Annotated in this window: 17 protein-coding genes, 2 tRNA genes and 2 rRNA genes; 11 read left to right on the forward strand and 10 right to left on the reverse strand. The window is 59.8% G+C overall.

The window, feature by feature from the left end:
• The first annotated feature begins 90 nt into the window (after positions 1–90).
• Both IWW33_RS14510 and IWW33_RS14515 read left to right on the forward strand, forming a co-directional pair.
• Complete coding sequence (locus tag IWW33_RS14510) at positions 91–1,368, forward strand: acetyl-CoA C-acetyltransferase (protein ID WP_174142007.1); 1,278 nt, start codon at positions 91–93, stop codon at positions 1,366–1,368.
• A gap of 70 nt (positions 1,369–1,438) precedes the next feature.
• Positions 1,439–2,218 (forward strand): helix-turn-helix transcriptional regulator, encoded by a 780-nt coding sequence (locus tag IWW33_RS14515; RefSeq protein ID WP_046787860.1) that lies wholly within the window; start codon positions 1,439–1,441, stop codon positions 2,216–2,218.
• Positions 2,219–2,273: 55 nt separating this feature from the next.
• Here the strand turns inward: IWW33_RS14515 and IWW33_RS14520 are convergent, their stop codons facing one another.
• The 4 genes from IWW33_RS14520 to IWW33_RS14535 all read right to left on the reverse strand — a co-directional run bounded on the left by IWW33_RS14520 (position 2,274) and on the right by IWW33_RS14535 (position 7,640).
• A complete protein-coding gene (locus tag IWW33_RS14520; RefSeq protein ID WP_119687811.1) occupies positions 2,274–4,220 on the reverse strand; it encodes a methyl-accepting chemotaxis protein in 1,947 nt (648 codons plus the stop codon).
• Between the two features lie 180 nt (positions 4,221–4,400).
• A complete protein-coding gene (gene cueR, locus IWW33_RS14525; protein WP_174142006.1) occupies positions 4,401–4,805 on the reverse strand; it encodes a Cu(I)-responsive transcriptional regulator in 405 nt (134 codons plus the stop codon).
• A complete protein-coding gene (locus tag IWW33_RS14530; protein ID WP_196914290.1) occupies positions 4,802–7,201 on the reverse strand; it encodes a heavy metal translocating P-type ATPase in 2,400 nt (799 codons plus the stop codon). The genes cueR and IWW33_RS14530 overlap by 4 nt, the downstream gene beginning before the upstream one ends.
• Positions 7,202–7,253: 52 nt before the next feature.
• Positions 7,254–7,640 (reverse strand): hypothetical protein, encoded by a 387-nt coding sequence (locus IWW33_RS14535; RefSeq protein WP_046787864.1) that lies wholly within the window; start codon positions 7,638–7,640, stop codon positions 7,254–7,256.
• Positions 7,641–7,785: 145 nt separating this feature from the next.
• Between IWW33_RS14535 and IWW33_RS14540 the strand changes: the two genes are divergently transcribed.
• Both IWW33_RS14540 and IWW33_RS14545 read left to right on the forward strand, forming a co-directional pair.
• Positions 7,786–7,983 (forward strand): cation transporter, encoded by a 198-nt coding sequence (locus IWW33_RS14540; protein ID WP_046787865.1) that lies wholly within the window; start codon positions 7,786–7,788, stop codon positions 7,981–7,983.
• Positions 7,984–8,091: 108 nt separating this feature from the next.
• The gene (locus tag IWW33_RS14545) at positions 8,092–9,273 is read left to right on the forward strand and encodes a multidrug effflux MFS transporter (RefSeq protein ID WP_115273815.1); all 1,182 of its coding nucleotides are present in this window, start codon (positions 8,092–8,094) and stop codon (positions 9,271–9,273) included.
• On the opposite strand, the gene IWW33_RS14550 is transcribed toward IWW33_RS14545, so the two are convergent.
• A complete protein-coding gene (locus IWW33_RS14550) occupies positions 9,224–9,421 on the reverse strand; it encodes a hypothetical protein (protein WP_080952191.1) in 198 nt (65 codons plus the stop codon). The genes IWW33_RS14545 and IWW33_RS14550 overlap by 50 nt on opposite strands.
• Positions 9,422–9,915: 494 nt before the next feature.
• Between IWW33_RS14550 and IWW33_RS14555 the strand changes: the two genes are divergently transcribed.
• Complete coding sequence (locus IWW33_RS14555; protein WP_046787867.1) at positions 9,916–10,623, forward strand: helix-turn-helix transcriptional regulator; 708 nt, start codon at positions 9,916–9,918, stop codon at positions 10,621–10,623.
• 18 nt (positions 10,624–10,641) lie between these two features.
• Here the strand turns inward: IWW33_RS14555 and IWW33_RS14560 are convergent, their stop codons facing one another.
• The 5 genes from IWW33_RS14560 to IWW33_RS14580 form a co-directional block, all read right to left on the reverse strand.
• Positions 10,642–11,589 (reverse strand): adenosine deaminase, encoded by a 948-nt coding sequence (locus IWW33_RS14560; RefSeq protein ID WP_174142004.1) that lies wholly within the window; start codon positions 11,587–11,589, stop codon positions 10,642–10,644.
• A 101-nt stretch (positions 11,590–11,690) separates the two neighbouring features.
• Positions 11,691–12,377 (reverse strand): SDR family oxidoreductase, encoded by a 687-nt coding sequence (locus IWW33_RS14565; protein ID WP_196914291.1) that lies wholly within the window; start codon positions 12,375–12,377, stop codon positions 11,691–11,693.
• 363 nt (positions 12,378–12,740) lie between these two features.
• Positions 12,741–13,325, reverse strand: coding sequence for a YigZ family protein (locus tag IWW33_RS14570; protein WP_119687807.1), 585 nt, complete (start codon positions 13,323–13,325; stop codon positions 12,741–12,743).
• A 9-nt stretch (positions 13,326–13,334) separates the two neighbouring features.
• Positions 13,335–13,997, reverse strand: a complete 663-nt coding sequence (locus tag IWW33_RS14575; RefSeq protein WP_046787871.1) for a TetR/AcrR family transcriptional regulator — start codon at positions 13,995–13,997, stop codon at positions 13,335–13,337.
• A gap of 90 nt (positions 13,998–14,087) precedes the next feature.
• A complete protein-coding gene (locus tag IWW33_RS14580) occupies positions 14,088–15,005 on the reverse strand; it encodes a LysR family transcriptional regulator (protein WP_012316368.1) in 918 nt (305 codons plus the stop codon).
• 118 nt (positions 15,006–15,123) lie between these two features.
• Here IWW33_RS14580 and IWW33_RS14585 point away from each other — a divergent pair, with 118 nt between their 5' ends.
• The 6 genes from IWW33_RS14585 (at position 15,124) to IWW33_RS14610 (ending at position 23,497) form a co-directional block, all read left to right on the forward strand.
• Positions 15,124–16,470 (forward strand): aspartate aminotransferase family protein, encoded by a 1,347-nt coding sequence (locus tag IWW33_RS14585; protein WP_046787872.1) that lies wholly within the window; start codon positions 15,124–15,126, stop codon positions 16,468–16,470.
• A gap of 73 nt (positions 16,471–16,543) precedes the next feature.
• Positions 16,544–18,037, forward strand: coding sequence for a CoA-acylating methylmalonate-semialdehyde dehydrogenase (locus IWW33_RS14590; RefSeq protein WP_012316366.1), 1,494 nt, complete (start codon positions 16,544–16,546; stop codon positions 18,035–18,037).
• A gap of 559 nt (positions 18,038–18,596) precedes the next feature.
• Positions 18,597–20,133, forward strand: a 16S ribosomal RNA gene (locus tag IWW33_RS14595).
• 77 nt (positions 20,134–20,210) lie between these two features.
• Positions 20,211–20,287: transfer RNA gene (locus IWW33_RS14600), tRNA-Ile, on the forward strand.
• Positions 20,288–20,293: 6 nt separating this feature from the next.
• Positions 20,294–20,369 (forward strand) — tRNA-Ala (locus tag IWW33_RS14605).
• Positions 20,370–20,605: 236 nt separating this feature from the next.
• A 23S ribosomal RNA gene (locus tag IWW33_RS14610) occupies positions 20,606–23,497 on the forward strand.
• The 16S and 23S rRNA genes sit together here with 2 tRNA genes alongside, the layout of an rRNA operon.
• Positions 23,498–23,600: the final 103 nt, after the last annotated feature.

The following is a 23,600-nucleotide window of genomic DNA, read 5'->3' on the forward strand; positions in this document are numbered from 1 at the left end:
AAGTGTGGACCAACTTTGTGAAGAGGTCGTTCGAATGCGGCAAAAACACCTAGGCTGTTCGGATCGAATTGTTTCAGGAGGAATTTACGCATGCGTTCACTTCGCCGGGTCGCGATTCTGGGCGGCAACCGAATCCCTTTCGCCCGCTCCAACGGTGCCTACGCCACTGTCAGCAACCAGGCGATGCTCACGGTCACGCTGGAGGGCCTGACAGAACGCTACCGCCTGCACGGTTTGCGCCTGGGTGAAGTAGTGGCCGGTGCGGTGCTCAAGCATTCGCGCGACATGAGCCTGACCCGCGAATGCGTGCTCGGTTCGCGGCTGTCGCCGCAGACACCGGCCTACGATATTCAGCAGGCTTGCGGTACCGGGCTGGAGGCTGCCCTGCTGGTGGCCAACAAGATTGCCCTCGGGCAGATCGACAGCGGTATCGCCGGTGGCGTCGACACCACATCCGATGCCCCGATCGGGGTCAATGAGGGGTTGCGGCGCATCTTGCTGCAGGCCAACCGCGGCAGGACTCTGGGCGAGCGTTTGAAGCCCTTCCTACAGTTGCGCCCGGGCCACCTCAAGCCCGAGCTGCCACACAATGGCGAGCCGCGTACCGGGTTGTCGATGGGCGAACACTGCGAGCGCATGGCCCAGGCCTGGCAGATCGGTCGCGCCGAGCAGGATGAGCTGGCTCTGCTTAGCCATCAGCATCTGGCAGCGGCCTACGCCGAGGGTTGGCAGGATGACCTGCTGACACCGTTTCTGGGCCTTACGCGCGACAACAACCTGCGGCCGGACTTGACCCTTGCGCAGTTGAGCAAGCTCAAGCCCGCGTTCGACCGCAGTGGCTTGGGCACACTCACAGCAGGCAATTCCACACCGCTGACCGATGGTGCGTCGCTGGTGCTGCTGGGCACAGAGGAGTGGGCGCAGGCACAGGGCCTGCCGGTGCTGGCCTATCTGGTCGATGGCGAGACTGCTGCGGTGGACTTCGTCAAGGGCCAGGAAGGGCTGCTGATGGCGCCGGCCTATGCGGTGCCGCGGCTTCTGGCGCGCAATGGCCTTACCCTGCAAGACTTCGATTACTACGAGATCCATGAGGCATTTGCTGCCCAGGTGCTGTGCACGCTCAAGGCCTGGGAGAGTGCCGAGTTCTGCCGCGAGCGGCTGGGGCTGGATGCCCCCCTGGGTGCGATCGATCGGAGCAAGCTCAACGTCAAAGGCAGCTCATTGGCGGCAGGGCACCCGTTTGCGGCGACCGGGGGGCGGATCCTGGCAAACCTCGCCAAACTGCTGGCGACGGCAGGGAAGGGGCGAGGCTTGATTTCGATCTGCGCGGCGGGCGGGCAAGGGGTGACAGTGATCGTCGAGCGGTAACTGCCTGAAGGGCTGCAGGGTCGCGATGGCGGGTGTTAGGCTTGTCTGGTCAGAACTACAAGAACTCACCATGCCGATTATAGGACACCCCCGCGCCATCCCTGCCCTGGTCCATTTGCCCAGGCCGCTCTATGCCCGTGCTGAAAGCTTGGGGGCCGGCTCCTGGACCACCCGCCACAGCCACGACTGGGTGCAGTTTTCCTATGCGATCAGCGGCGTGCTGGGTGTCTACACGCGTGATGGCAGCTATTTCGCGCCGCCGCAGTGGGGCGTGTGGATCCCTGCCGACGCCGAACATGAAGTGGTGACGTCCGGGCGGGCGGAAATGCGCAGCCTGTACATTCGCCGCGACGCTTGCCCGTGGGCTTCGGCGCAGTGCCGGGTATTGGAAGTGACCCCGCTGGCGCGTGAGTTGATAAAGCAGTTTTGCGTGTTCCCGCCGCACTATCCCGAAGGCGACAGCGTGGAAGGCCGCTTGGTCTCGGTGCTGCTCGACCAGCTTCGTACGTTGCCTGAAGTGGGGTTTTCCCTGCCACTGCCACGGCATACAGGCTTGCTGGCGCTGTGCAACAGCCTGATAGCCGCGCCGGATCAGGTGCAGACCCTGCAGCAGTGGGCCCGCCAACTGCAGTGCTCGGAGAAGACCCTCATGCGCCTTTTTCAGCGAGAGACGGGGTTGAGTTTTCGCAACTGGCGTCAACGCATGCGGCTATTGTCGTCGCTGGCGCTGCTGGAGACGGGGGCGAGCGTGACCGAAGCGGCGCTGGGCTGTGGCTATGACTCGACGTCGGCCTATATCGCCGCCTTCAAGCAATTGTTTGGCTCGACACCGGGTGAGTTGACGTTGTAGCAGGGGTACCGGCCTCTTCCCGATAACTCGCGAAGAGGCCGGTGCAGACAACCGGTCAGGTACGGAAGCGTCGTACCAGCGAATCCAGCTCATTGGATAACCCGGCCAGGCTTTCCGAGTCCTGCCGCGCCGCCTGAGCCAGGTCGGCCACCAGCTGCGCATCACCGTGAATCTGGCTGATATGGCGGTTGATGTCTTCGGCAACCTGGTGCTGTTCTTCCGCTGCGGTGGCGATCTGCGTGTTCATGTCGCGGATGATGTCCACCGACTCGCGTATCTGGCCAAAGCTGTCGCGGGCCAGGCCAATGCGGCTGACCGACTGCTGCGACACTTCCAGGCTGGCATGCATCTGCTCGGCCACTTCGGCGGTACGGCTGGCCAGGTTGCCAAGCAGCCCGTCGATTTCAGCAGTGGAATCGGCGGTGCGCTTGGCCAGCGCCCGGACCTCGTCGGCAACTACCGCAAACCCACGGCCCTGTTCGCCGGCGCGGGCGGCTTCGATCGCAGCATTGAGCGCCAGCAGGTTGGTCTGTTCGGCAATCGAGCGAATGGTACCGAGGATCGACTGAATGGCATTGCTGTCGCGCTCCAACTGCTGAATCGACTGCGCCGATTGCTCGATCTCCTGGCTCAGCCGGTCGACACTGCTGACGGCCGCATCGATCTGCTGTTGGCCTTCGCGGGCCTGTTGCTGGCCGCTGTCGGCCGATTGCGCGGCCTGGCTGCAGGAGCGGGCAACCTCGTTGGCGGTGGCGACCATTTCGTGGAATGCGGTGGACACCATGTCCACCGCTTCGCGCTGGCGCCCGGCGGCCTCGGCCATGTCGCTGGAGACCTGAGTAGAGCTGGTGGACGTGCTGAGGATCTTGCTCGCCGCCGCGCCGATGTGCTGGATCAGGCTGCGGATGGCACTGAGGAACTGGTTGAACCAGCCTGCCAGTTGCGCGGTTTCATCACGCCCACGCACCTCCAGGTTGCGGGTCAGGTCGCCTTCGCCCTGGGCGATGTCTTCCAGGCCACTGGAAACACTGTTGATGGGGCGCACGATGAGTTTGGCGAAAGTGGCACCGACCACGGCGAACAGCGCGGCCAGCACCAGCGCGACGCCGCCGATGAGCCAGGTCAGGCGGGTAGTGGTTTGCATCACTTCGCTTTGTTGGATCAGGCCTATGAAGGTCCAGCCGAGTTTTTCGTCGGGGTAGACGTTGGCCATGTAGCGCACGCCGCCAATGTCGACTTCAGCCAAACCCTTGCCGGCCTTGGCCAGCTCGGCATAACCGTCGCCGAAGCTGGCCAGCTGTTTGAAGTTGTGACTGGCATCGCGCGGGTCGACCATCACGTTACCGTTGTTTTCCATGAGGATCAGGTAGCCGCTTTCGCCCAGCTTGATCTGCTGGACGATCTCGGTCAGGCCCTTGAGCGATACGTCGATGTTGACCACGCCACCGGGGCTGCCCAGCTGGTTGGCAACGGTACGCACGGTGCTGACCAATACGGCATCGTCGCCGGCCCAGTAGTAAGGGGCGGTGCGCAGGGTCTTGCCAGGGTTGGCCATGGCCGCCTGGTACCAGGGGCGGGTGCGCGGGTCATAGTTGCTCATGTTCGGGTCGCCTGGCCAGAAGGCGTAGCCGCCGTCTTGCAGGCCATAGGACACGTAGGCGTAGTCCGGGTGGCTCTTGGCCAGGCGCGTGAACAGCTCGAACAGTGTCTTGTCCTGTTCGCTCGGGGTGATTTGCGCGGCGTCGGCGCCTATGTGTTTCTTGACGTTGTCGCTGCTACCGGTGACCTGCGGGAGGCTGGCCAGGTAGTCGACGTTCTGGGTGATGCCCTGGAAAAACAGGTTCATCGCGTTACTGACCTGGCGGATTTCCCGGCTGCTGCCGTCAAGAAAATCCTCGCGGGCTTCGCCGCGCAGGTTGATGACCACCAAGGTGGCTACGAGGACGATGGGCAGTGCGGCGATGACCGCGAATGCCCAGGTCAGTTTCTGTTTGATGTTCATCGACGCTCCCGGAATTTATTTTTTTCGACACGCGAGGCAGGTAGAAACTGTATCGGCAGCGTCCGGGGTTTTTTGAATGAAAATGCCCGTATTTATTGGGCCTAGGCGCATTTGGCGACTATTCGGTCGGCTTCAGGCTAATATGGCATACCAAGGGTGTGGGCGTGGGGGCCAAATGCGTCAGTGACAGCACTCGCCCCCTTTTGCGAGATCTTTGAGTATCGGGCAGTCAGGCCGGTCATTGCCTTTGCAGTGGGCTACCAGTTCGCTCAAGGTGTCACGCAGGCTGGCCAACTCCTCAATGCGCCGGTTCAGTTCATCGATGTGTTGCAGAGCCAGAGCCTTCACATCAGCGCTGGCGCGTTGCCGGTCCTGCCACAGGGTCAGCAGCTTGCCCACCTCTTCCAGGGAAAACCCCAGGTCGCGTGAGCGCTTGATGAAGGCCAGGCTGTGCAGGTCCTCTGGCTGGTACAGGCGGTAGCCGCTGTCGCTGCGGGTGGCCGGTTTGAGCAGGCCTATGGCTTCGTAATAGCGGATCATCTTGGTGCTGAGCCCGCTGCGGCGGGCGGCCTGGCCGATATTCATGGGGCCTCCTGCGAGGTGCTGGTGGGTTTCCAGGTCTTGAGCCACAAGGCATTGCTCACCACGCTGACGCTGGACAGCGCCATGGCGGCACCGGCCAGTACCGGGTTCAGGTAACCCAGTGCGGCCAGTGGGATGCCGATGAGGTTATAGATGAATGCCCAGAACAGGTTCTGGCGAATTTTCGCATAGGTCTTGCGGCTGATTTCCAGGGCGGCAGGCACCAGGCGTGGGTCGCCACGCATCAGTGTGATGCCGGCTGCCTGCATGGCCACGTCGGTGCCCCCGCCCATGGCGATGCCGATATCGGCGGCGGCAAGCGCTGGGGCATCGTTGATACCGTCGCCGACCATCGCCACCACACCGTGCTTTTTCAGTTCGGCTACCGTGGCGGCCTTGTCGGCTGGCAGCACTTCGGCGTGCACGTCATCGATGCCTAGGGTATCGGCTACCACCTTGGCGCTGCCGCGATTGTCACCGGTCAGCAGGTGGCTGCTGATATGGCGCTTGCGCAGGGCTGCGATGGCCTGGTCGGCACCGGGCTTGATGCTGTCGCCGAAGGCGAACAGCCCCAGCACGCGAGGTTGTGCGCCTCGTTCAATCAGCCAGGACAGGGTACGGCCTTCGGCTTCCCAGGCCTGTGCTTCTGTGGCGAGGGCGCCGGGTTGCAGGTTGCACTCGTCGAGCAGGCGCCGATTGCCCAGCGCCAGTTCGCGGCCTTCCACCCGGCCAGCGATGCCGCGGCCGGTAAGCGACTGGCTGTCGGCTACCGTGGGAACCTTTAGGCCTTGCTCGGTGCAGGCGTCGAGTACCGCCTTGGCCAAGGGGTGTTCGCTGCCACGTTGCAGGGCCCCCGCCAGGCGGTGCAACTCGGCACTATCACCGACCAGGGCCTGGCTGTGGACAACGCGCGGGCTGCCGGAGGTGAGCGTTCCGGTTTTGTCGAACACCACGCGGTTCACCGCATGTGCGCGCTCCAGCGCCTCGGCGTCCTTGATCAGGATGCCGTGGCGCGCGGCAACGCCTGTACCCGCCATGATCGCTGCAGGTGTGGCCAGGCCAAGGGCGCAAGGGCAGGCAATCACCAGCACGGCGACGGCATTGATCAGCGCGGTCTCCAGGGGGGCGCCGGCCAGCGACCAACCGATCAGGGGCAGCAGTGCGATGACCAGCACGGCCGGGACGAAGATCTGGCTGACCCGGTCCACCAGTTTCTGGATGGGCGCCTTGGCCGCCTGGGCGTCTTCGACCAGGCGGATGATGCGGGCCAGCACGGTTTCTGTGCCCAATGCCCTGGTGCGCACCAGCAGCCGGCCCTCGCCGTTGATCGCGCCGCCGGTAACGCTATCGCCGGGTTGCTTGGGCACTGGCAGGCTCTCGCCGCTGATCAGGGCTTCGTCGGCGTGGCTGCTGCCTTCTTCCACTTCACCATCGACCGGGAAGCGCTCCCCTGGCTTGACCAGCACCAGGTCACCGAGCCGCAATTGGGCAATTGCAACGTCTTCTTCATGGCCATTGACCACCCTCACTGCATGCTCTGGGCGCAGCGCTTCGAGGGCCCGTATGGCGCTGGCGGTCTGGCGTTTGGCCCGGCTTTCCAGGTACTTGCCCAGCAACACCAGGGCGATCACCACCGCCGATGCCTCGAAGTACAGGTGCGGGGCCATCCCGGCAGAGGCCTTGGCCCATTGGTACAGGCTAAGACCGTAACCGGCACTGGTGCCCAGCGCGACCAGCAGGTCCATGTTGCCGGTGCCGGCGCGCACAGCCTTGTAGGCCGCCACATAAAAGCGTGCGCCAAGGATGAACTGCACGGGGGTGGCCAGCGCGAATTGCGCCCAGGCCGGCAGCATCCAGTGCAGACCAAACGGTTGAAGCAGCATCGGCAACACCAGGGGCAGGGCCAGCAAAAGGGCAGCGCCGACGGCCAGACGTTCGTTGCGCAGGCGGCGCTGGACGGCTTCCTGGTCATTGTTGACCGACAGCGGCAGGCTGGCACTGTAGCCGGCCTTTTCGACCGCGCCGAGCAGCAGGTTGTCATCAACGCCCTGCAGCACCTGAAGGTGGGCACGTTCGTTGGCAAGGTTGACACTGACCTGCTCAACGCCCGGTAGTTTACCGAGCGCGCGCTCGACACGGCCGACGCAACTGGCGCAGGTCATGCCATCGATCTGTAGCTCTACGGTGCGGGTCGGTACCTCGTATCCGGCGCCGCGCACAGCCTCGACCAGGGCGGGCAGGCTGCCGGCCGGGGCCTGGACCCTGGCCTGTTCGTTGGCGAGGTTGACGCTGACCTGTTCAGCGCCGCTGACCTTGCGCAAAGCGCGCTCGACACGGCCAGCACAGCTGGCGCAGGTCATGCCGGCGATCGGCAGGTCGAATACAGTGGATGCGGGCATGGCTCTCCTCCTTGGACAGGCCACCAGCATCAACCTTGCCATGTGGGGAAGGTCAATAGTCCAGGTTGGCTCGCCTCAATACCAGCCCATTGTGGCCCATGGCAATGCGGTACTTGTTGATCTGGCCCGCCTGCAGGGTCAGTCGCGTGCTGCGCTGGTCTTCCAGGCCGGGCGCGCAGCCGGGCATCTGCCCCGGCAGCAGGCGCAAGCGTACGTCAACAGGGCCGGGCGGCAGGTTGAAAGAGGTCGACTGTTCCTGGAACACGCGCCCGGAAAGCTGGTCGTTGAGGTAGACACCGATTTCGCAGCTGGTGGCCACTTCCAGGCGTTCGCGTGAAATGATCAGCACGCTGTAGTCCGAGTTGCCTTCGGCGCTTGCCGGTGGCACCGCGGCCAGCGTGCCCAATAGCCCGACAACGCCCAGTGCTGTCCTGAACATGAAGAATCTCCTGCTTGCCGAATCGTCAAAGGCGCAGCTTGGCCGAGGTTGGTGCGGATTTCCAGCCCGGCCGTTGGATGCAGAACTTGACCTTGCCCCGATGGCAAGCTTGAAACTGAGTTAAACCCTGAAGGAGGCAACACCCATGCAAGTGTTCAACGTACAAGGCATGACTTGTGGCCACTGCGTTAAGGCGGTGACCCGCGCGGTGCAGGAACAGGATGCAAACGCCCAGGTCGAGGTCGACCTGGCCGGCAAGCAGGTGCGTGTGCAGAGCGCTCTGGGTGCTGAGCAGTTGCTGGCTGCGATTCGTGAAGAGGGCTACCAGGCTGAGGTGGCTTGAGTTGGAAGGGGCCGTGTTTGCGGCCCTGTTTTGTTGCAAATGTTTTCATGCTGATACTGTCCACTGCAGGTAGACTTACGCACTTGCTTAGCCTGCTATGGATTCCTGATGAACCTGCGAATGGTGCTTATCCTGGGCGCACTCAGTGCGTTCGGGCCGCTGGCGATCGACTTCTACCTGCCCGCCTTCCCGGCCATGGCGCAGGCGTTCGCCACCGACGAAAAACATGTCCAGACCACTCTGGCTGCCTACTTCCTCGGCTTGTCGCTGGGGCAACTGGCCTATGGGCCGATGGCCGACCGCTTTGGCCGGCGCAAACCGCTGCTGTTCGGCGTAGCGCTGTTTACCCTGGCGTCGCTGGCCTGTGCCTACGCGCCTAACCTCGACACGCTGATCCTGGCACGCTTCGTCCAGGCGTTGGGCGGCTGCGCCGGCATGGTGTTGTCACGGGCCATCGTCAGCGACAAGTGCGACCCGGTGGCGTCGGCCAAAGTGTTCTCACAACTGATGCTGGTGATGGGGTTGGCGCCCATTCTGGCGCCGATGCTCGGCGGCGTACTGGTTAACCTGGCTGGTTGGCAGTCGATTTTCCTGACATTGAGCCTGTTCAGCGCTGCTTGCCTGGTGGCGGTCGGCCTGGGGTTGCCCGAGAGCTTACCCGCGCATATGCCACGCCAGCCTTTATCCGGCGCATTGCGCCAGTACGTGCGGTTGTTGGCTGACCGCACGTTCTTTGGCCATGCCCTTACAGGGGGGATCGCCATCGCAGGTATGTTTGCCTACATCGCGGGTTCACCTTTCGTGTTCATCAAGCTCTACGGTGTGCCGGCCGAACACTACGGCTGGCTGTTCGGTACCAATGCGGCAGGTTTCATCCTGGTGGCGCAGATCAACGCGCGCATGCTGGCTAAGCGTGGTCCGGCCTTCCTGCTGGTGCGTGCCGTCTGGCTGTACCTGGTCGCGGCCCTGGCGTTGCTCGCTGTAGCAGCGCTGCGCCCGGCTGAACTATGGCCATTGCTGGTGCCGCTGTTCATCTGCATCGCCAGCCTGGGCTGCATCATCCCCAATGCTTCGGCGTGCGCCATGAGCGGCCAGGGCGCACGCGCCGGCAGCGCCTCGGCCTTGATGGGGTGCCTGCAATTCAGCGTCGCCGCAGGCGCGGCAGCTTTGGTCAGCCTGCTGCATGACGGCAGTGCAGTGCCCATGGCGTTGGTAATCAGCCTGTGCGGGGCACTGGTGGTCAGTGTTGCGCTGTTGACCCGGCGCTTGCAGGCCACGCGTCCGGCTTGAGCGGGTGAGGCGCGCGCAAACGGGCTTCCAGCGTGACGACGAAGGCACGTGCTTCTGCTTCGCTGCGGAAGCTCACCACATGCTGGTCGAGCCTGACCTCCCAGGGGCAGTTGGGGTTGCGGTTGGACGCACTGACGATAATCTCCATCGCGGCATACCTCCGAATGGTGGGGAGAGCGGGTCAAGTGTAGCGCTGCGGTTACGTGGTGCCAGGGCATGAATGGGTGTCCTGACTGGCGGTCAGGGCATTTTCCGGCAGGGGCGTCAGACGCTTCCAGATGCAATTTCTGGAGGGTGTCGAACCTTCGCTTTTATTTGCGCTATTTATGGAACGGCGCTGTCGGCAGAGTCGCTACCCGCACGGGGCCATTCTTCCTCGTGCGTTGTTTCTTCCCTTTTATTTCGCGGTCTGATGCCTGACACCTAAAACTGAGGCGGGGCCCGTTCGCCTATCTCAATCGATCAAGGGTTGCCCTACCCATCCCCCTTTGACCCACAGGTCTGTCTGCACGGCTGCTAGAGCGGGCTTTCATGCGGCTTATACTGACCCCGGTGCCAGGCCGGTAGCAGCTAGGGGGCAATCGGCGTTGCCAATGTTGGCCACTGGAATTCAGATGTGATCTTGCAGGGAGTTAAAGGGACATGAATACAGTCAGCAGTATCAGTCAGATTGCCGGCCTGATGGCCGACCCCAAGCGGAGCGCCATGTTGTGGGCGCTGATTGATGGCACGCCGCGACCGACCGATGAGCTGGCGATGATGGCTGGGTTGACCTCCTCCTCGGCCTGCGCCCATTTGTCATTGCTGTCTTCGGCAGGCCTGCTCAGGCTTGAGGCGCGCGGTCGCAAGCGTTACTTCCGGCTGGCGACGCCCCAGGTGGGCGCAGCCGTAGAAGCCTTGGCCAGTGTGCAACTGGGTAATGACAGAGGCGCGCAGGCCAAGCCGCTGCCGATGCCAATGTCGATGCGCCGGGCGCGTCGCTGCGCTGATCACCTGGGCGGCGAGCTGGCCGGTGAGCTCTATCACCGATTGGTGGTAGCAGGCTGGCTGGAGGGCAGCGTGCATCAGATGATGGTCAGTGAGAAGGGCCGGGCGCAGTTGGCAAGCATTGGCGTCTATATCGATGCACTGGCACCTCAGCAGCAGCGCGGTTGCGTGATCTGCCACTGTAATGAGTGGAGCGACCAGGGGCCTCATCTTGGCGGTAGCCTGGGGCAGGCCTTGCTCACCTTGTTCCTGCAATCGGGATGGATACGTGAGGCCGAGAATACGCGGGCATTGCAGATCTCGGCCCTGGGGATTCAGCAGATCAATCGCATTGCCCGCGTTCCGACGTTGCAGGTGGGGTAACTGCAACGCCGTGTCCGGTCAGACCAACCGTGCGTCCAGGCTGTTCTGCGCGAGGCGGCGAGCCTGGTCTTCGGTCATGCCCAGGTGAATGTGCAAGGCATGGAAGTTTTCGGTGACGTAGCCGCCGAAGTAGGCGGGGTCATCCGAGTTCACGGTCACTTTCACGCCGCGCTCGAGCATGTCGAGGATGTTGTGCTGGCTCATGTGGTCGAACACACAGAGTTTGGTATTGGACAGTGGGCACACGGTGAGCGGGATCTGCTCGTCGATGATGCGTTGCATCAGGCGCTCGTCTTCCATGGCGCGCACGCCATGGTCGATGCGCTTGATCTTGAGCAGGTCGAGGGCTTCCCAGATGTATTCGGGTGGGCCTTCCTCGCCAGCGTGGGCCACGGCCTCGAAGCCTTCGTTGCGGGCGCGGTCGAAGACGCGCTGGAACTTGCTCGGCGGGTGGCCTTTCTCGGAGCTGTCCAGGCCTACCGCGATGAACGCGTCGCGGAAGGGTAGGGCCTGGTCCAAGGTTTTCTGTGCTTCATCTTCGCTCAGGTGGCGCAGGAAGCTCAGGATAAGGCCGCTGCTGATACCCAGCTGCTCACGACCATCCTTGAGTGCCTGGTTGATACCATTGAGCACCACTTCGAACGGGATGCCGCGGTCAGTGTGGGTCTGCGGGTCGAAGAACGGTTCGGTGTGGATGACATTCTGCGCCTTGCAGCGCTGCAGGTAGGCCCAGGTCAGGTCGTAGAAGTCCTGCTCGGTGCGCAGCACGTCCGCACCTTGGTAATAAAGGTCGAGGAACTCCTGCAGATTGTTGAAGGCGTAAGCGCTACGCAGGGCTTCGACGTCGTTCCAGGGCAGGGCGATCTTGTTGCGCTCGGCCAGGGCAAACAGCAGCTCGGGTTCCAGTGAGCCTTCCAGGTGCAGGTGCAGTTCAGCCTTGGGCAGGGCGTTCAACCATTCATACATAGTGGGTGTTCTCAAATCAGGTACGGTTGCCGCCATTCTACAGGGCAAGGCCGGGCATTGCGCCCGGCCTTGCATTGTTTCAACCACTGATCAGGTTCAACTCACCAGACGAGCGATTCGCCCTTGTAATTGATGAAGCGCAGCCCGCCGTTGCCGCTTTGCGCCTTGATCTGTTCGAGCATGCCTTGGGTACTGGTGAGCACGTCGATTTCGGCGTTCTCGCCACCCATGTCGGTCTTTACCCAACCCGGATGCATGGCCAATACGCAAAGGTCAGGTCGCTGCAGATCGACCACGAAGCTGTTGATCATCGAGTTCAGGGCGGCCTTGCTGGCCTTGTACAGGCAGACCTCGCCACCGTCGGGGATGGTCACGCTACCCAGGATCGAGCTCATGAACGCCAACACGCCCGAGCCTTCACGCACCTGGCCGGCCAGGCGTCGGGCGACGCGGATCGGCGCCACGGCGTTGGTCATGAACAGGTCGCCGATTTCATTGCGCTGCACGGTTTCCAGGTCCTGCGGCAGCGGCCCCATGACGCCGGCATTGATGAACACCAGGTCGAAGACTTCGCCATGCAGGCGCTGCTTCAGGCCATCGAGCTGTGCGGTGTCGTTCATTTCCAGCTGCTCGACGCGCACCCCAGGCACTTCGCCGAGTGCGCCGGTTTTTTGCGGGTCACGCACCGTGGCTGTAATGTTCCAGCCATCTTCGTGAAGGCGCTGCACCAGGCCAAGGCCAAGCCCGCGGGAGGCGCCGATGATGAGGGCAGTTCGTGGAGTGGTCATAGGAGCATTCCTGTCGCGGTAGAAGAAAAGGATTTGAGCATACTTCAGCCTGGCGTCATGCGCCGCATCAACACTGGTCAAGAAATGAGCAACGGCGTTTGGCTGTGTGCGCCCGGGTGCTTCGCTTGTTGGCTAACGGGTTATCCACAGGCTATTCCACAGTTAATGTGTGCAAACTACCAAGCGGCCGTAGTGTTATACGCTTGACGATTGGGGATAACTCTTGACAGCTCAGCGGGTCGAGCTTTTCATCATGCAGTGATCAAAAAACGCTCAATGCTCTGCAGGCCTTGATGGGCGTGGCCTGCATCAGAGTGCCCCAAGCTTATCCACAGGCAGGCCCACAGTTGTTGTGGGCAAAGGTCAGCAGGCTTCCAAGAGGATGCGCCCGCGGCTGAGGTCGGCCAGTTGCTGTTGCAGCGCGCCGATGTGTGCTTCGCCTACCGCAATGTGCAGATCCACCCCGTTGGCGGTGAATCGTTCTTCCAGCACCAACGCGTCGACTTCTGCCAGGCGCAGTTTGACCAGGGCCAGTTCGCTGAAGCTGCAGCTGCAGCGGTACTCGCTGCGTTGCACCAGCAGCCTTTTCGGCGCCTGCTGCAGGCACTTGTTGGCACCGCCACCATAAGCCCGGGCCAGGCCGCCGGTGCCTAGCTGGATGCCGCCGTACCAGCGGATCACCAATACCACGACCTGGTCACAGTCCTGGGCTTCGATAGCAGCCAGGATTGGCCTGCCGGCCGTGCCGCCGGGTTCGCCGTCATCGCTGCTGCGGTATTGCCCGCCCAGCTTCCAGGCCCAGCAGTTGTGCGTGGCAGCCGGGTCGCTATGGCGTTCAATGAAACCCATCGCCTCGGCGGCACTGGATATCGGGCCGGCGAGGGTAATGAAGCGGCTTTTGCGGATTTCCTCGCGAAACTCGCAGAGGTCGAGCAGGGTAGAAGGCATAAGTCGATGTCAGGCACTCGGCGCGATGCCGCACCCCTTGAGGATGATGTGGATAAGGTTGTTGCTCGCATCTTCCATGTCTTGCTTGGTCAGGCGGCTGCGGCCGGTCACCTGGCAGATCTGGGTGGCGAAGTCGGCATAGTGCTGGGTGCTGCCCCATAGCAGGAATATCAGGTGAACCGGGTCTACCGGGTCCATCTTGCCTGCCGCGATCCAGGCCTCGAACACCGCCGCCCGGCCCCGGAACCACTCGCGGTAGTCGGCGCTGAAGTACTCGGTCAGGCAAGTGCCTCCGCTGATCACCTCCATGGCGAAGATCCGCGAGGCTTGCGGATTGCGCCGGGAGAATTCCATCTTGGTGCGGATGTAATGGCTCAACGCAGCACCGGGGTCGTCATCAACGCTCAAGGCGTTGAAGGTGCTGTCCCAGAGCTCGATGATGTTGCTCAACACGGCAATGTACAGGCCGAGCTTGTTGGTGAAGTAGTAATGCAGGTTGGCCTTGGGCAAACCGGCCTTCAGCGCAATGGTGTTCATGCTGGTGCCCTTGAAGCCATGGCGGGCGAACTCGTCTTCGGCGGCCTGGATGATGGCCTGTTCGTTCTTCTGGCGGATGCGGCCAGCGGGCTTGCCCGAGGCGGATAGGCGATGCGCAGGGACTTCTAGGGTCATGGACGATTCCGTACAGGTCTGTGGCAACGGATGTCGGACAAGATTACCTTCCTGCGCTCAAGTAACAAGCATTAGCGTCACAAGCAGGCATCAGCGTGTCGCAGCCAGGCTTTCAAGGAAGCTTTCCAGTACCAGGTTCGGCCGCCGGCCCTTGCGCGTTACCCAGCTCAGGCTCAGGTCATAGAAGCGCTGCGAGGGCTTGAGGGCGCGCAGGCGACCTTGCTGAACCCAGAACGTGGCGTAGTGGTCGGGCAGGTAGCCGATGTAGCGGCCGGTAAGGATCAGAAATGCCATGCCCTCACGGTCCGAGGCGCTGGCGGTGCAGTTCAGGGCCTGATAATGGGCCTGAATTTCGGCGGGCAAGCGGAAGGTCGGAGCGATCGCCTCCTGGCTGTTGAGGCGGGCTTCGTCGATCTGTTGATCGTCGGCATAGAACAGCGGATGGCCAACCGCGCAATAGAGCAGCGAGCGTTCGCTGTACAGCGGTTGGTACTCAAGGCCGGATAGCGGGCTGGTCTGCGGCACCACGCCGACATGCAGGCTGCCATCGAGCACACCCTGCTCGACCTGGCTTGGGGCGATCATGCGGATCTGGATGCGCACCTCGGGGCCGCGATCCTTGAGTTCGGCCAATGCATGGGTGATGCGCATGTGCGGCAGGGTCACCAGGTTATCGGTCAGGCCGATGTTCAGCTCCCCGCGCAGATGCTGGTGCAGGCCGTTGACTTCGGTACGGAAGGTTTCCAGCGCGCTGAGCAGTTGCAGCGCCGAATGGTAGACCTCGCGGCCTTCCTCGGTCAGCGAAAAACCGGCGCGGCCACGCTGGCAGAGGCGCAGGCCCAAGCGTTGCTCCAGGTCATTCATCTGCTGGCTGATGGCAGAGCGGCCAATGCCCAGCACGTTTTCGGCAGCCGAGAAGCCGCCGCACTCGACCACGCTGCGGTAGATCTTCAGCAGGCGGATGTCGAAATCGCTGACTTGGGCGAGTGGGTCGGGACGTCGGCTCATAAGTTTAGTCTTGCGCTACCTGAAGATTAGAAATGTAGTCTTTTTCAGACTTTATCCACGTGCGAATTTAGCTGCAACAACATCCATCGTTGCCTATTCGTTTTTCGAGGAACCGCCGATGAACATGCCCGAAACCGCTCCTGCCGGTATCGCAAGCCAGCTCAAGCTGGATGCGCACTGGATGCCTTACACCGCCAACCGCAATTTCCATCGCGACCCACGGCTGATCGTGGCGGCCGAAGGCAATTACCTGGTCGATGACAAAGGGCGCAGGATCTTCGATGCCTTGTCGGGCCTGTGGACCTGCGGTGCCGGGCATACCCGCAAGGAAATTACCGAGGCGGTTGCACGTCAGCTCGGCACCCTGGATTACTCCCCTGCCTTCCAGTTCGGTCACCCGCTTTCGTTCCAGTTGGCCGAGAAGATCACCGCGCTGACCCCTGGTGACCTGAATCACGTCTTCTATACCAACTCCGGTTCCGAGTGCGCCGATACCGCGCTGAAGATGGTCCGCGCCTACTGGCGCCTGAAGGGCCAGGCCACCAAGACCAAAATCATTGGCCGTGCCCGTGGTTACCACGGTGTGAACATCGCTGGTACCAGCCTGGGTGGCGTAAACGGCAACCGCAAGATGTTTGGCCAGCTACTGGACGTCGACCATTTGCCGCACACTGTGCTGCCGGTCAATGCCTTCTCCAAAGGCCTGCCGGAAGAGGGCGGCATCGCCCTGGCTGATGAAATGCTCAAGCTGATCGAACTGCACGATGCGTCGAACATCGCAGCTGTGATTGTCGAGCCGCTTGCGGGTTCGGCTGGTGTACTGCCGCCGCCTAAGGGCTACCTGAAGCGCCTGCGTGAAATCTGCACCCAGCACAATATCCTGCTGATCTTCGACGAAGTGATCACCGGCTTCGGTCGCATGGGCGCCATGACGGGTTCTGAGGCCTTTGGCGTGACCCCTGACCTTATGTGCATCGCCAAGCAGGTCACCAACGGCGCCATTCCGATGGGCGCGGTGATCGCCAGCAGCGAGATCTACCAGACCTTCATGAACCAGCCGACCCCGGAATACGCTGTGGAATTCCCGCACGGCTATACCTACTCGGCCCACCCGGTAGCCTGTGCCGCCGGTATCGCCGCGCTGGACCTGCTGCAGAAGGAAAATCTGGTGCAGTCCGCCGCCGAGCTGGCGCCGCACTTCGAGAAGCTGTTGCACGGCGTGAAGGGCACCAAGAACGTCGTCGATATCCGTAACTACGGCCTGGCCGGCGCGATCCAGATCGCTGCCCGCGATGGCGATGCCATTGTCCGTCCGTATGAAGCCGCGATGAAGCTGTGGCAAGCCGGCTTCTACGTGCGCTTCGGCGGCGACACCTTGCAGTTTGGCCCAACGTTCAATACACAGCCGCAGGAACTGGACCGTCTGTTCGACGCGGTCGGTGAAGCGCTGAACAAGATCGACTGATCTTTCCGATTCTGACGTAAGGCGCGTGAGCTGTTTGCGCGCCAGCATCAACCTTCTTTATCTGGAGTTTTGCATGAGCATTGTTCAGCACCTGATCCACGGCGAGCTGGTTTCCAAGGGTGAGCGCACCGCCGATGTCTTCAACCCGTCCACTGGCCAGGCAGTACGCAAGGTCGAGCTGGCCAGCCGCGCGACCGTTCAGGAAGCGATCGACTCTGCCAAGGCTGCATTCCCGGCCTGGCGCAACACCCCGCCGGCCAAGCGTGCCCAGGTGATGTTCCGCTTCAAGCAACTGCTGGAGCAGAACGAAGCACGCATCTCGCAGATGATCAGCGAAGAGCATGGCAAGACGCTGGAAGACGCGGCTGGCGAACTCAAGCGCGGTATCGAGAACGTCGAGTTCGCCTGCGCAGCGCCTGAGGTGCTCAAGGGTGAATACAGCCGTAACGTCGGCCCGAACATCGATGCCTGGTCCGACTTCCAGCCGCTGGGCGTGGTCGCCGGTATTACGCCGTTCAACTTCCCGGCCATGGTCCCCCTGTGGATGTACCCGTTGGCCATCGCTTGCGGTAACGCCTTTATCCTCAAGCCGTCCGAGCGTGACCCGAGTTCGACCTTGTACATTGCCCAGTTGCTGCTGGAGGCCGGCCTGCCCAAGGGTATCCTCAACGTGGTGCACGGTGACAAGGAAGCTGTGGACGCGCTGATCGAGGCGCCGGAAGTGAAAGCGCTGAGCTTTGTTGGCTCGACCCCGATCGCCGAGTACATTTATGCCGAAGGCACCAAGCGCGGCAAGCGCGTGCAAGCCTTGGGTGGCGCGAAGAACCACGCAGTGCTGATGCCGGATGCCGACCTGGACAACGCCGTCAGCGCACTGATGGGCGCTGCCTACGGTTCGTGCGGCGAGCGTTGCATGGCTATTTCGGTGGCGGTGTGTGTGGGCGACCAGGTTGCCGATGCGCTGATCGCCAAGCTGGAGCCGCAGATCAAGGCGCTCAAGATCGGTGCCGGCACCTCGTGCGGCCTGGACATGGGGCCGCTGGTGACTGCTGCTGCCCGTGACAAGGTAGTGGGGTACATCGATGACGGTGTTGCTGCTGGCGCCAAGCTGGTGGTGGATGGCCGTGGTTTCCGTGTGGCGGGTAATGAAGACGGCTACTTCGTGGGTGGCACCCTGTTCGACAAGGTGACGCCAGAGATGCGCATCTATAAAGAAGAGATCTTCGGCCCTGTGCTGTGCGTGGTGCGTGTGAACAGCCTGGAGCAGGCCATGCAGCTGATCAATGATCACGAGTATGGTAACGGGACCTGTATCTTTACCCGTGATGGTGAGGCGGCACGCCTGTTCTGTGACGAGATCGAAGTGGGCATGGTTGGTGTGAACGTGCCGCTGCCGGTGCCTGTGGCGTACCACAGCTTTGGTGGCTGGAAGCGCTCGCTGTTTGGCGACCTGCATGCTTATGGCCCGGATGGGGTACGGTTCTATACCCGTCGCAAGGCGATTACCCAGCGCTGGCCGCAGCGTGCGAGCCATGAGGCGTCGCAATTTGCCTTCCCTAGCCTTTAAAGCGTGAGAAGCGAAGCGGGGAGGCCGACAGGCCTCCCCGCTTTGTTTTAGGCGATATCAAGGTTTATTGAAATTAATCCTTGACGGGCGTTCGAATCCCCTTATAATGCGCCCCACTTCCAGCGTAGTCGGAACGAGAAACTCCTTGAAATTCAAAGAGTTGCTTAATCCAGGTGGTGCTGGTGGTGCTTCGATCGCCTGATCGATAGCGGTGAAATGGTGGTTGACAGCGCTTCTAAACGCTGTATGATTCGCCTCCCGCTACGAGAGATCGCAGCGAGCCAAGTGTTTGAAGTTGAACGAGTTTCTCGCAAAAAACTTCAAAATAAACGCTTGACAGGCTCTGAGGAAAGCGTAGAATGCGCGCCTCGGTTGAGACGAAAAGCTCTTAACCAAACGCTCTTTAACAAATCGAATCAAGCAATTCGTGTGGGTGCTTGTGAGTATGGACTGATAGTCAGAAAGATTATCAGCATCACAAGTGACCATGCGAGAAATCACATAGTCATTTGAGATTGCTGAGCCAAGTTTAGGGTTTCTTAAAAACCCAATCAGTATTGAACTGAAGAGTTTGATCATGGCTCAGATTGAACGCTGGCGGCAGGCCTAACACATGCAAGTCGAGCGGATGACGGGAGCTTGCTCCTTGATTCAGCGGCGGACGGGTGAGTAATGCCTAGGAATCTGCCTGGTAGTGGGGGACAACGTTTCGAAAGGAACGCTAATACCGCATACGTCCTACGGGAGAAAGCAGGGGACCTTCGGGCCTTGCGCTATCAGATGAGCCTAGGTCGGATTAGCTAGTTGGTGAGGTAATGGCTCACCAAGGCAACGATCCGTAACTGGTCTGAGAGGATGATCAGTCACACTGGAACTGAGACACGGTCCAGACTCCTACGGGAGGCAGCAGTGGGGAATATTGGACAATGGGCGAAAGCCTGATCCAGCCATGCCGCGTGTGTGAAGAAGGTCTTCGGATTGTAAAGCACTTTAAGTTGGGAGGAAGGGCATTAACCTAATACGTTAGTGTTTTGACGTTACCGACAGAATAAGCACCGGCTAACTCTGTGCCAGCAGCCGCGGTAATACAGAGGGTGCAAGCGTTAATCGGAATTACTGGGCGTAAAGCGCGCGTAGGTGGTTTGTTAAGTTGGATGTGAAAGCCCCGGGCTCAACCTGGGAACTGCATCCAAAACTGGCAAGCTAGAGTACGGTAGAGGGTGGTGGAATTTCCTGTGTAGCGGTGAAATGCGTAGATATAGGAAGGAACACCAGTGGCGAAGGCGACCACCTGGACTGATACTGACACTGAGGTGCGAAAGCGTGGGGAGCAAACAGGATTAGATACCCTGGTAGTCCACGCCGTAAACGATGTCAACTAGCCGTTGGAATCCTTGAGATTTTAGTGGCGCAGCTAACGCATTAAGTTGACCGCCTGGGGAGTACGGCCGCAAGGTTAAAACTCAAATGAATTGACGGGGGCCCGCACAAGCGGTGGAGCATGTGGTTTAATTCGAAGCAACGCGAAGAACCTTACCAGGCCTTGACATGCAGAGAACTTTCCAGAGATGGATTGGTGCCTTCGGGAACTCTGACACAGGTGCTGCATGGCTGTCGTCAGCTCGTGTCGTGAGATGTTGGGTTAAGTCCCGTAACGAGCGCAACCCTTGTCCTTAGTTACCAGCACGTTATGGTGGGCACTCTAAGGAGACTGCCGGTGACAAACCGGAGGAAGGTGGGGATGACGTCAAGTCATCATGGCCCTTACGGCCTGGGCTACACACGTGCTACAATGGTCGGTACAGAGGGTTGCCAAGCCGCGAGGTGGAGCTAATCTCACAAAACCGATCGTAGTCCGGATCGCAGTCTGCAACTCGACTGCGTGAAGTCGGAATCGCTAGTAATCGCGAATCAGAATGTCGCGGTGAATACGTTCCCGGGCCTTGTACACACCGCCCGTCACACCATGGGAGTGGGTTGCACCAGAAGTAGCTAGTCTAACCTTCGGGAGGACGGTTACCACGGTGTGATTCATGACTGGGGTGAAGTCGTAACAAGGTAGCCGTAGGGGAACCTGCGGCTGGATCACCTCCTTAATCGACGACATCAGCCTGCTGATGAGCTCCCACACGAATTGCTTGATTCATTGTCGAAGACGATCAAGACCCTATATAGGTCTGTAGCTCAGTTGGTTAGAGCGCACCCCTGATAAGGGTGAGGTCGGCAGTTCAAATCTGCCCAGACCTACCAATATGCGGGGCCATAGCTCAGCTGGGAGAGCGCCTGCCTTGCACGCAGGAGGTCAGCGGTTCGATCCCGCTTGGCTCCACCACTTCTGCTGTACCTTGATCAAACTCAGAAATGAGCATTCGCATCGAATGTTGATTTCTGGCTTTTGTCAGATCGTTCTTTAAAAATTCGGATATGTGATAGAAATAGACTGACATGCACTTTCACTGGTGTGTGATCAGGCTAAGGTAAAATTTGTGAGTTCTGCTCGAAAGAGCAACATGCGAATTTTCGGCGAATGTCGTCTTCACAGTATAACCAGATTGCTTGGGGTTATATGGTCAAGTGAAGAAGCGCATACGGTGGATGCCTTGGCAGTCAGAGGCGATGAAAGACGTGGTAGCCTGCGATAAGCTTTGGGGAGTCGGCAAACAGACTGTGATCCAGAGATCTCTGAATGGGGGAACCCACTCAGCACAAGCTGAGTATCTTGTACTGAATACATAGGTGCAAGAGGCGAACCAGGGGAACTGAAACATCTAAGTACCCTGAGGAAAAGAAATCAACCGAGATTCCCTTAGTAGTGGCGAGCGAACGGGGACCAGCCCTTAAGTTGGTTTGAGATTAGTGGAACGCTCTGGAAAGTGCGGCCATAGTGGGTGATAGCCCCGTACACGAAAATCTCTTATCAATGAAATCGAGTAGGACGGAGCACGAGAAACTTTGTCTGAATATGGGGGGACCATCCTCCAAGGCTAAATACTACTGACTGACCGATAGTGAACCAGTACCGTGAGGGAAAGGCGAAAAGAACCCCGGAGAGGGGAGTGAAATAGAACCTGAAACCGTATGCGTACAAGCAGTGGGAGCCTACTTTGTTAGGTGACTGCGTACCTTTTGTATAATGGGTCAGCGACTTATATTCAGTGGCGAGCTTAACCGAATAGGGGAGGCGTAGCGAAAGCGAGTCTTAATAGGGCGTTTAGTCGCTGGGTATAGACCCGAAACCGGGCGATCTATCCATGGGCAGGTTGAAGGTTAGGTAACACTGACTGGAGGACCGAACCGACTACCGTTGAAAAGTTAGCGGATGACCTGTGGATCGGAGTGAAAGGCTAATCAAGCTCGGAGATAGCTGGTTCTCCTCGAAAGCTATTTAGGTAGCGCCTCATGTATCACTGTAGGGGGTAGAGCACTGTTTCGGCTAGGGGGTCATCCCGACTTACCAAACCGATGCAAACTCCGAATACCTACAAGTGCCGAGCATGGGAGACACACGGCGGGTGCTAACGTCCGTCGTGAAAAGGGAAACAACCCAGACCGTCAGCTAAGGTCCCAAAGTCATGGTTAAGTGGGAAACGATGTGGGAAGGCTTAGACAGCTAGGAGGTTGGCTTAGAAGCAGCCACCCTTTAAAGAAAGCGTAATAGCTCACTAGTCGAGTCGGCCTGCGCGGAAGATGTAACGGGGCTCAAACCATGCACCGAAGCTACGGGTATCACCTTTGGTGATGCGGTAGAGGAGCGTTCTGTAAGCCTGTGAAGGTGAGTTGAGAAGCTTGCTGGAGGTATCAGAAGTGCGAATGCTGACATGAGTAACGACAATGCGAGTGAAAAACTCGCACGCCGAAAGACCAAGGTTTCCTGCGCAACGTTAATCGACGCAGGGTTAGTCGGTCCCTAAGGCGAGGCTGAAAAGCGTAGTCGATGGAAAACAGGTTAATATTCCTGTACTTCCAGTTATTGCGATGGAGGGACGGAGAAGGCTAGGCCAGCTTGGCGTTGGTTGTCCAAGTTTAAGGTGGTAGGCTGAGATCTTAGGCAAATCCGGGATCTCAAAGCCGAGAGCTGATGACGAGTTGCCTTTAGGCGACGAAGTGGTTGATGCCATGCTTCCAAGAAAAGCTCCTAAGCTTCAGATAACTGGGAACCGTACCCCAAACCGACACAGGTGGTTAGGTAGAGAATACCAAGGCGCTTGAGAGAACTCGGGTGAAGGAACTAGGCAAAATGGCACCGTAACTTCGGGAGAAGGTGCGCCGGTGAGGGTGAAGGACTTGCTCCGTAAGCTCATGCCGGTCGAAGATACCAGGCCGCTGCGACTGTTTATTAAAAACACAGCACTCTGCAAACACGAAAGTGGACGTATAGGGTGTGACGCCTGCCCGGTGCCGGAAGGTTAATTGATGGGGTTAGCGCAAGCGAAGCTCTTGATCGAAGCCCCGGTAAACGGCGGCCGTAACTATAACGGTCCTAAGGTAGCGAAATTCCTTGTCGGGTAAGTTCCGACCTGCACGAATGGCGTAACGATGGCGGCGCTGTCTCCACCCGAGACTCAGTGAAATTGAAATCGCTGTGAAGATGCAGTGTATCCGCGGCTAGACGGAAAGACCCCGTGAACCTTTACTATAGCTTTGCACTGGACTTTGAATTTGCTTGTGTAGGATAGGTGGGAGGCTTTGAAGTGGGGACGCCAGTTCTCATGGAGCCATCCTTGAAATACCACCCTGGCAACTTTGAGGTTCTAACTCAGGTCCGTTATCCGGATCGAGGACAGTGTATGGTGGGTAGTTTGACTGGGGCGGTCTCCTCCCAAAGAGTAACGGAGGAGTACGAAGGTGCGCTCAGACCGGTCGGAAATCGGTCGTAGAGTATAAAGGCAAAAGCGCGCTTGACTGCGAGACAAACACGTCGAGCAGGTACGAAAGTAGGTCTTAGTGATCCGGTGGTTCTGTATGGAAGGGCCATCGCTCAACGGATAAAAGGTACTCCGGGGATAACAGGCTGATACCGCCCAAGAGTTCATATCGACGGCGGTGTTTGGCACCTCGATGTCGGCTCATCACATCCTGGGGCTGAAGCCGGTCCCAAGGGTATGGCTGTTCGCCATTTAAAGTGGTACGCGAGCTGGGTTTAGAACGTCGTGAGACAGTTCGGTCCCTATCTGCCGTGGACGTTTGAGATTTGAGAGGGGCTGCTCCTAGTACGAGAGGACCGGAGTGGACGAACCTCTGGTGTTCCGGTTGTCACGCCAGTGGCATTGCCGGGTAGCTATGTTCGGAAGAGATAACCGCTGAAAGCATCTAAGCGGGAAACTTGCCTCAAGATGAGATCTCACTGGGATCTTGAATCCCCTAAAGGGCCGTCGAAGACTACGACGTTGATAGGTTGGGTGTGTAAGCGCTGTGAGGCGTTGAGCTAACCAATACTAATTGCCCGTGAGGCTTGACCATATAACACCCAAGCAATTTGCTTCTGCAGATTGTGGTGGTGAAGACGAAAGAACCGAAAGTTCGCAGCATCACAACTATCGCATATCCGAATTCGCTGGGCTGT

The sequence above is a fragment of the Pseudomonas sp. M2 genome (genome assembly GCF_015751845.1).
Classification (GTDB): domain Bacteria; phylum Pseudomonadota; class Gammaproteobacteria; order Pseudomonadales; family Pseudomonadaceae; genus Aquipseudomonas; species Aquipseudomonas putida_E.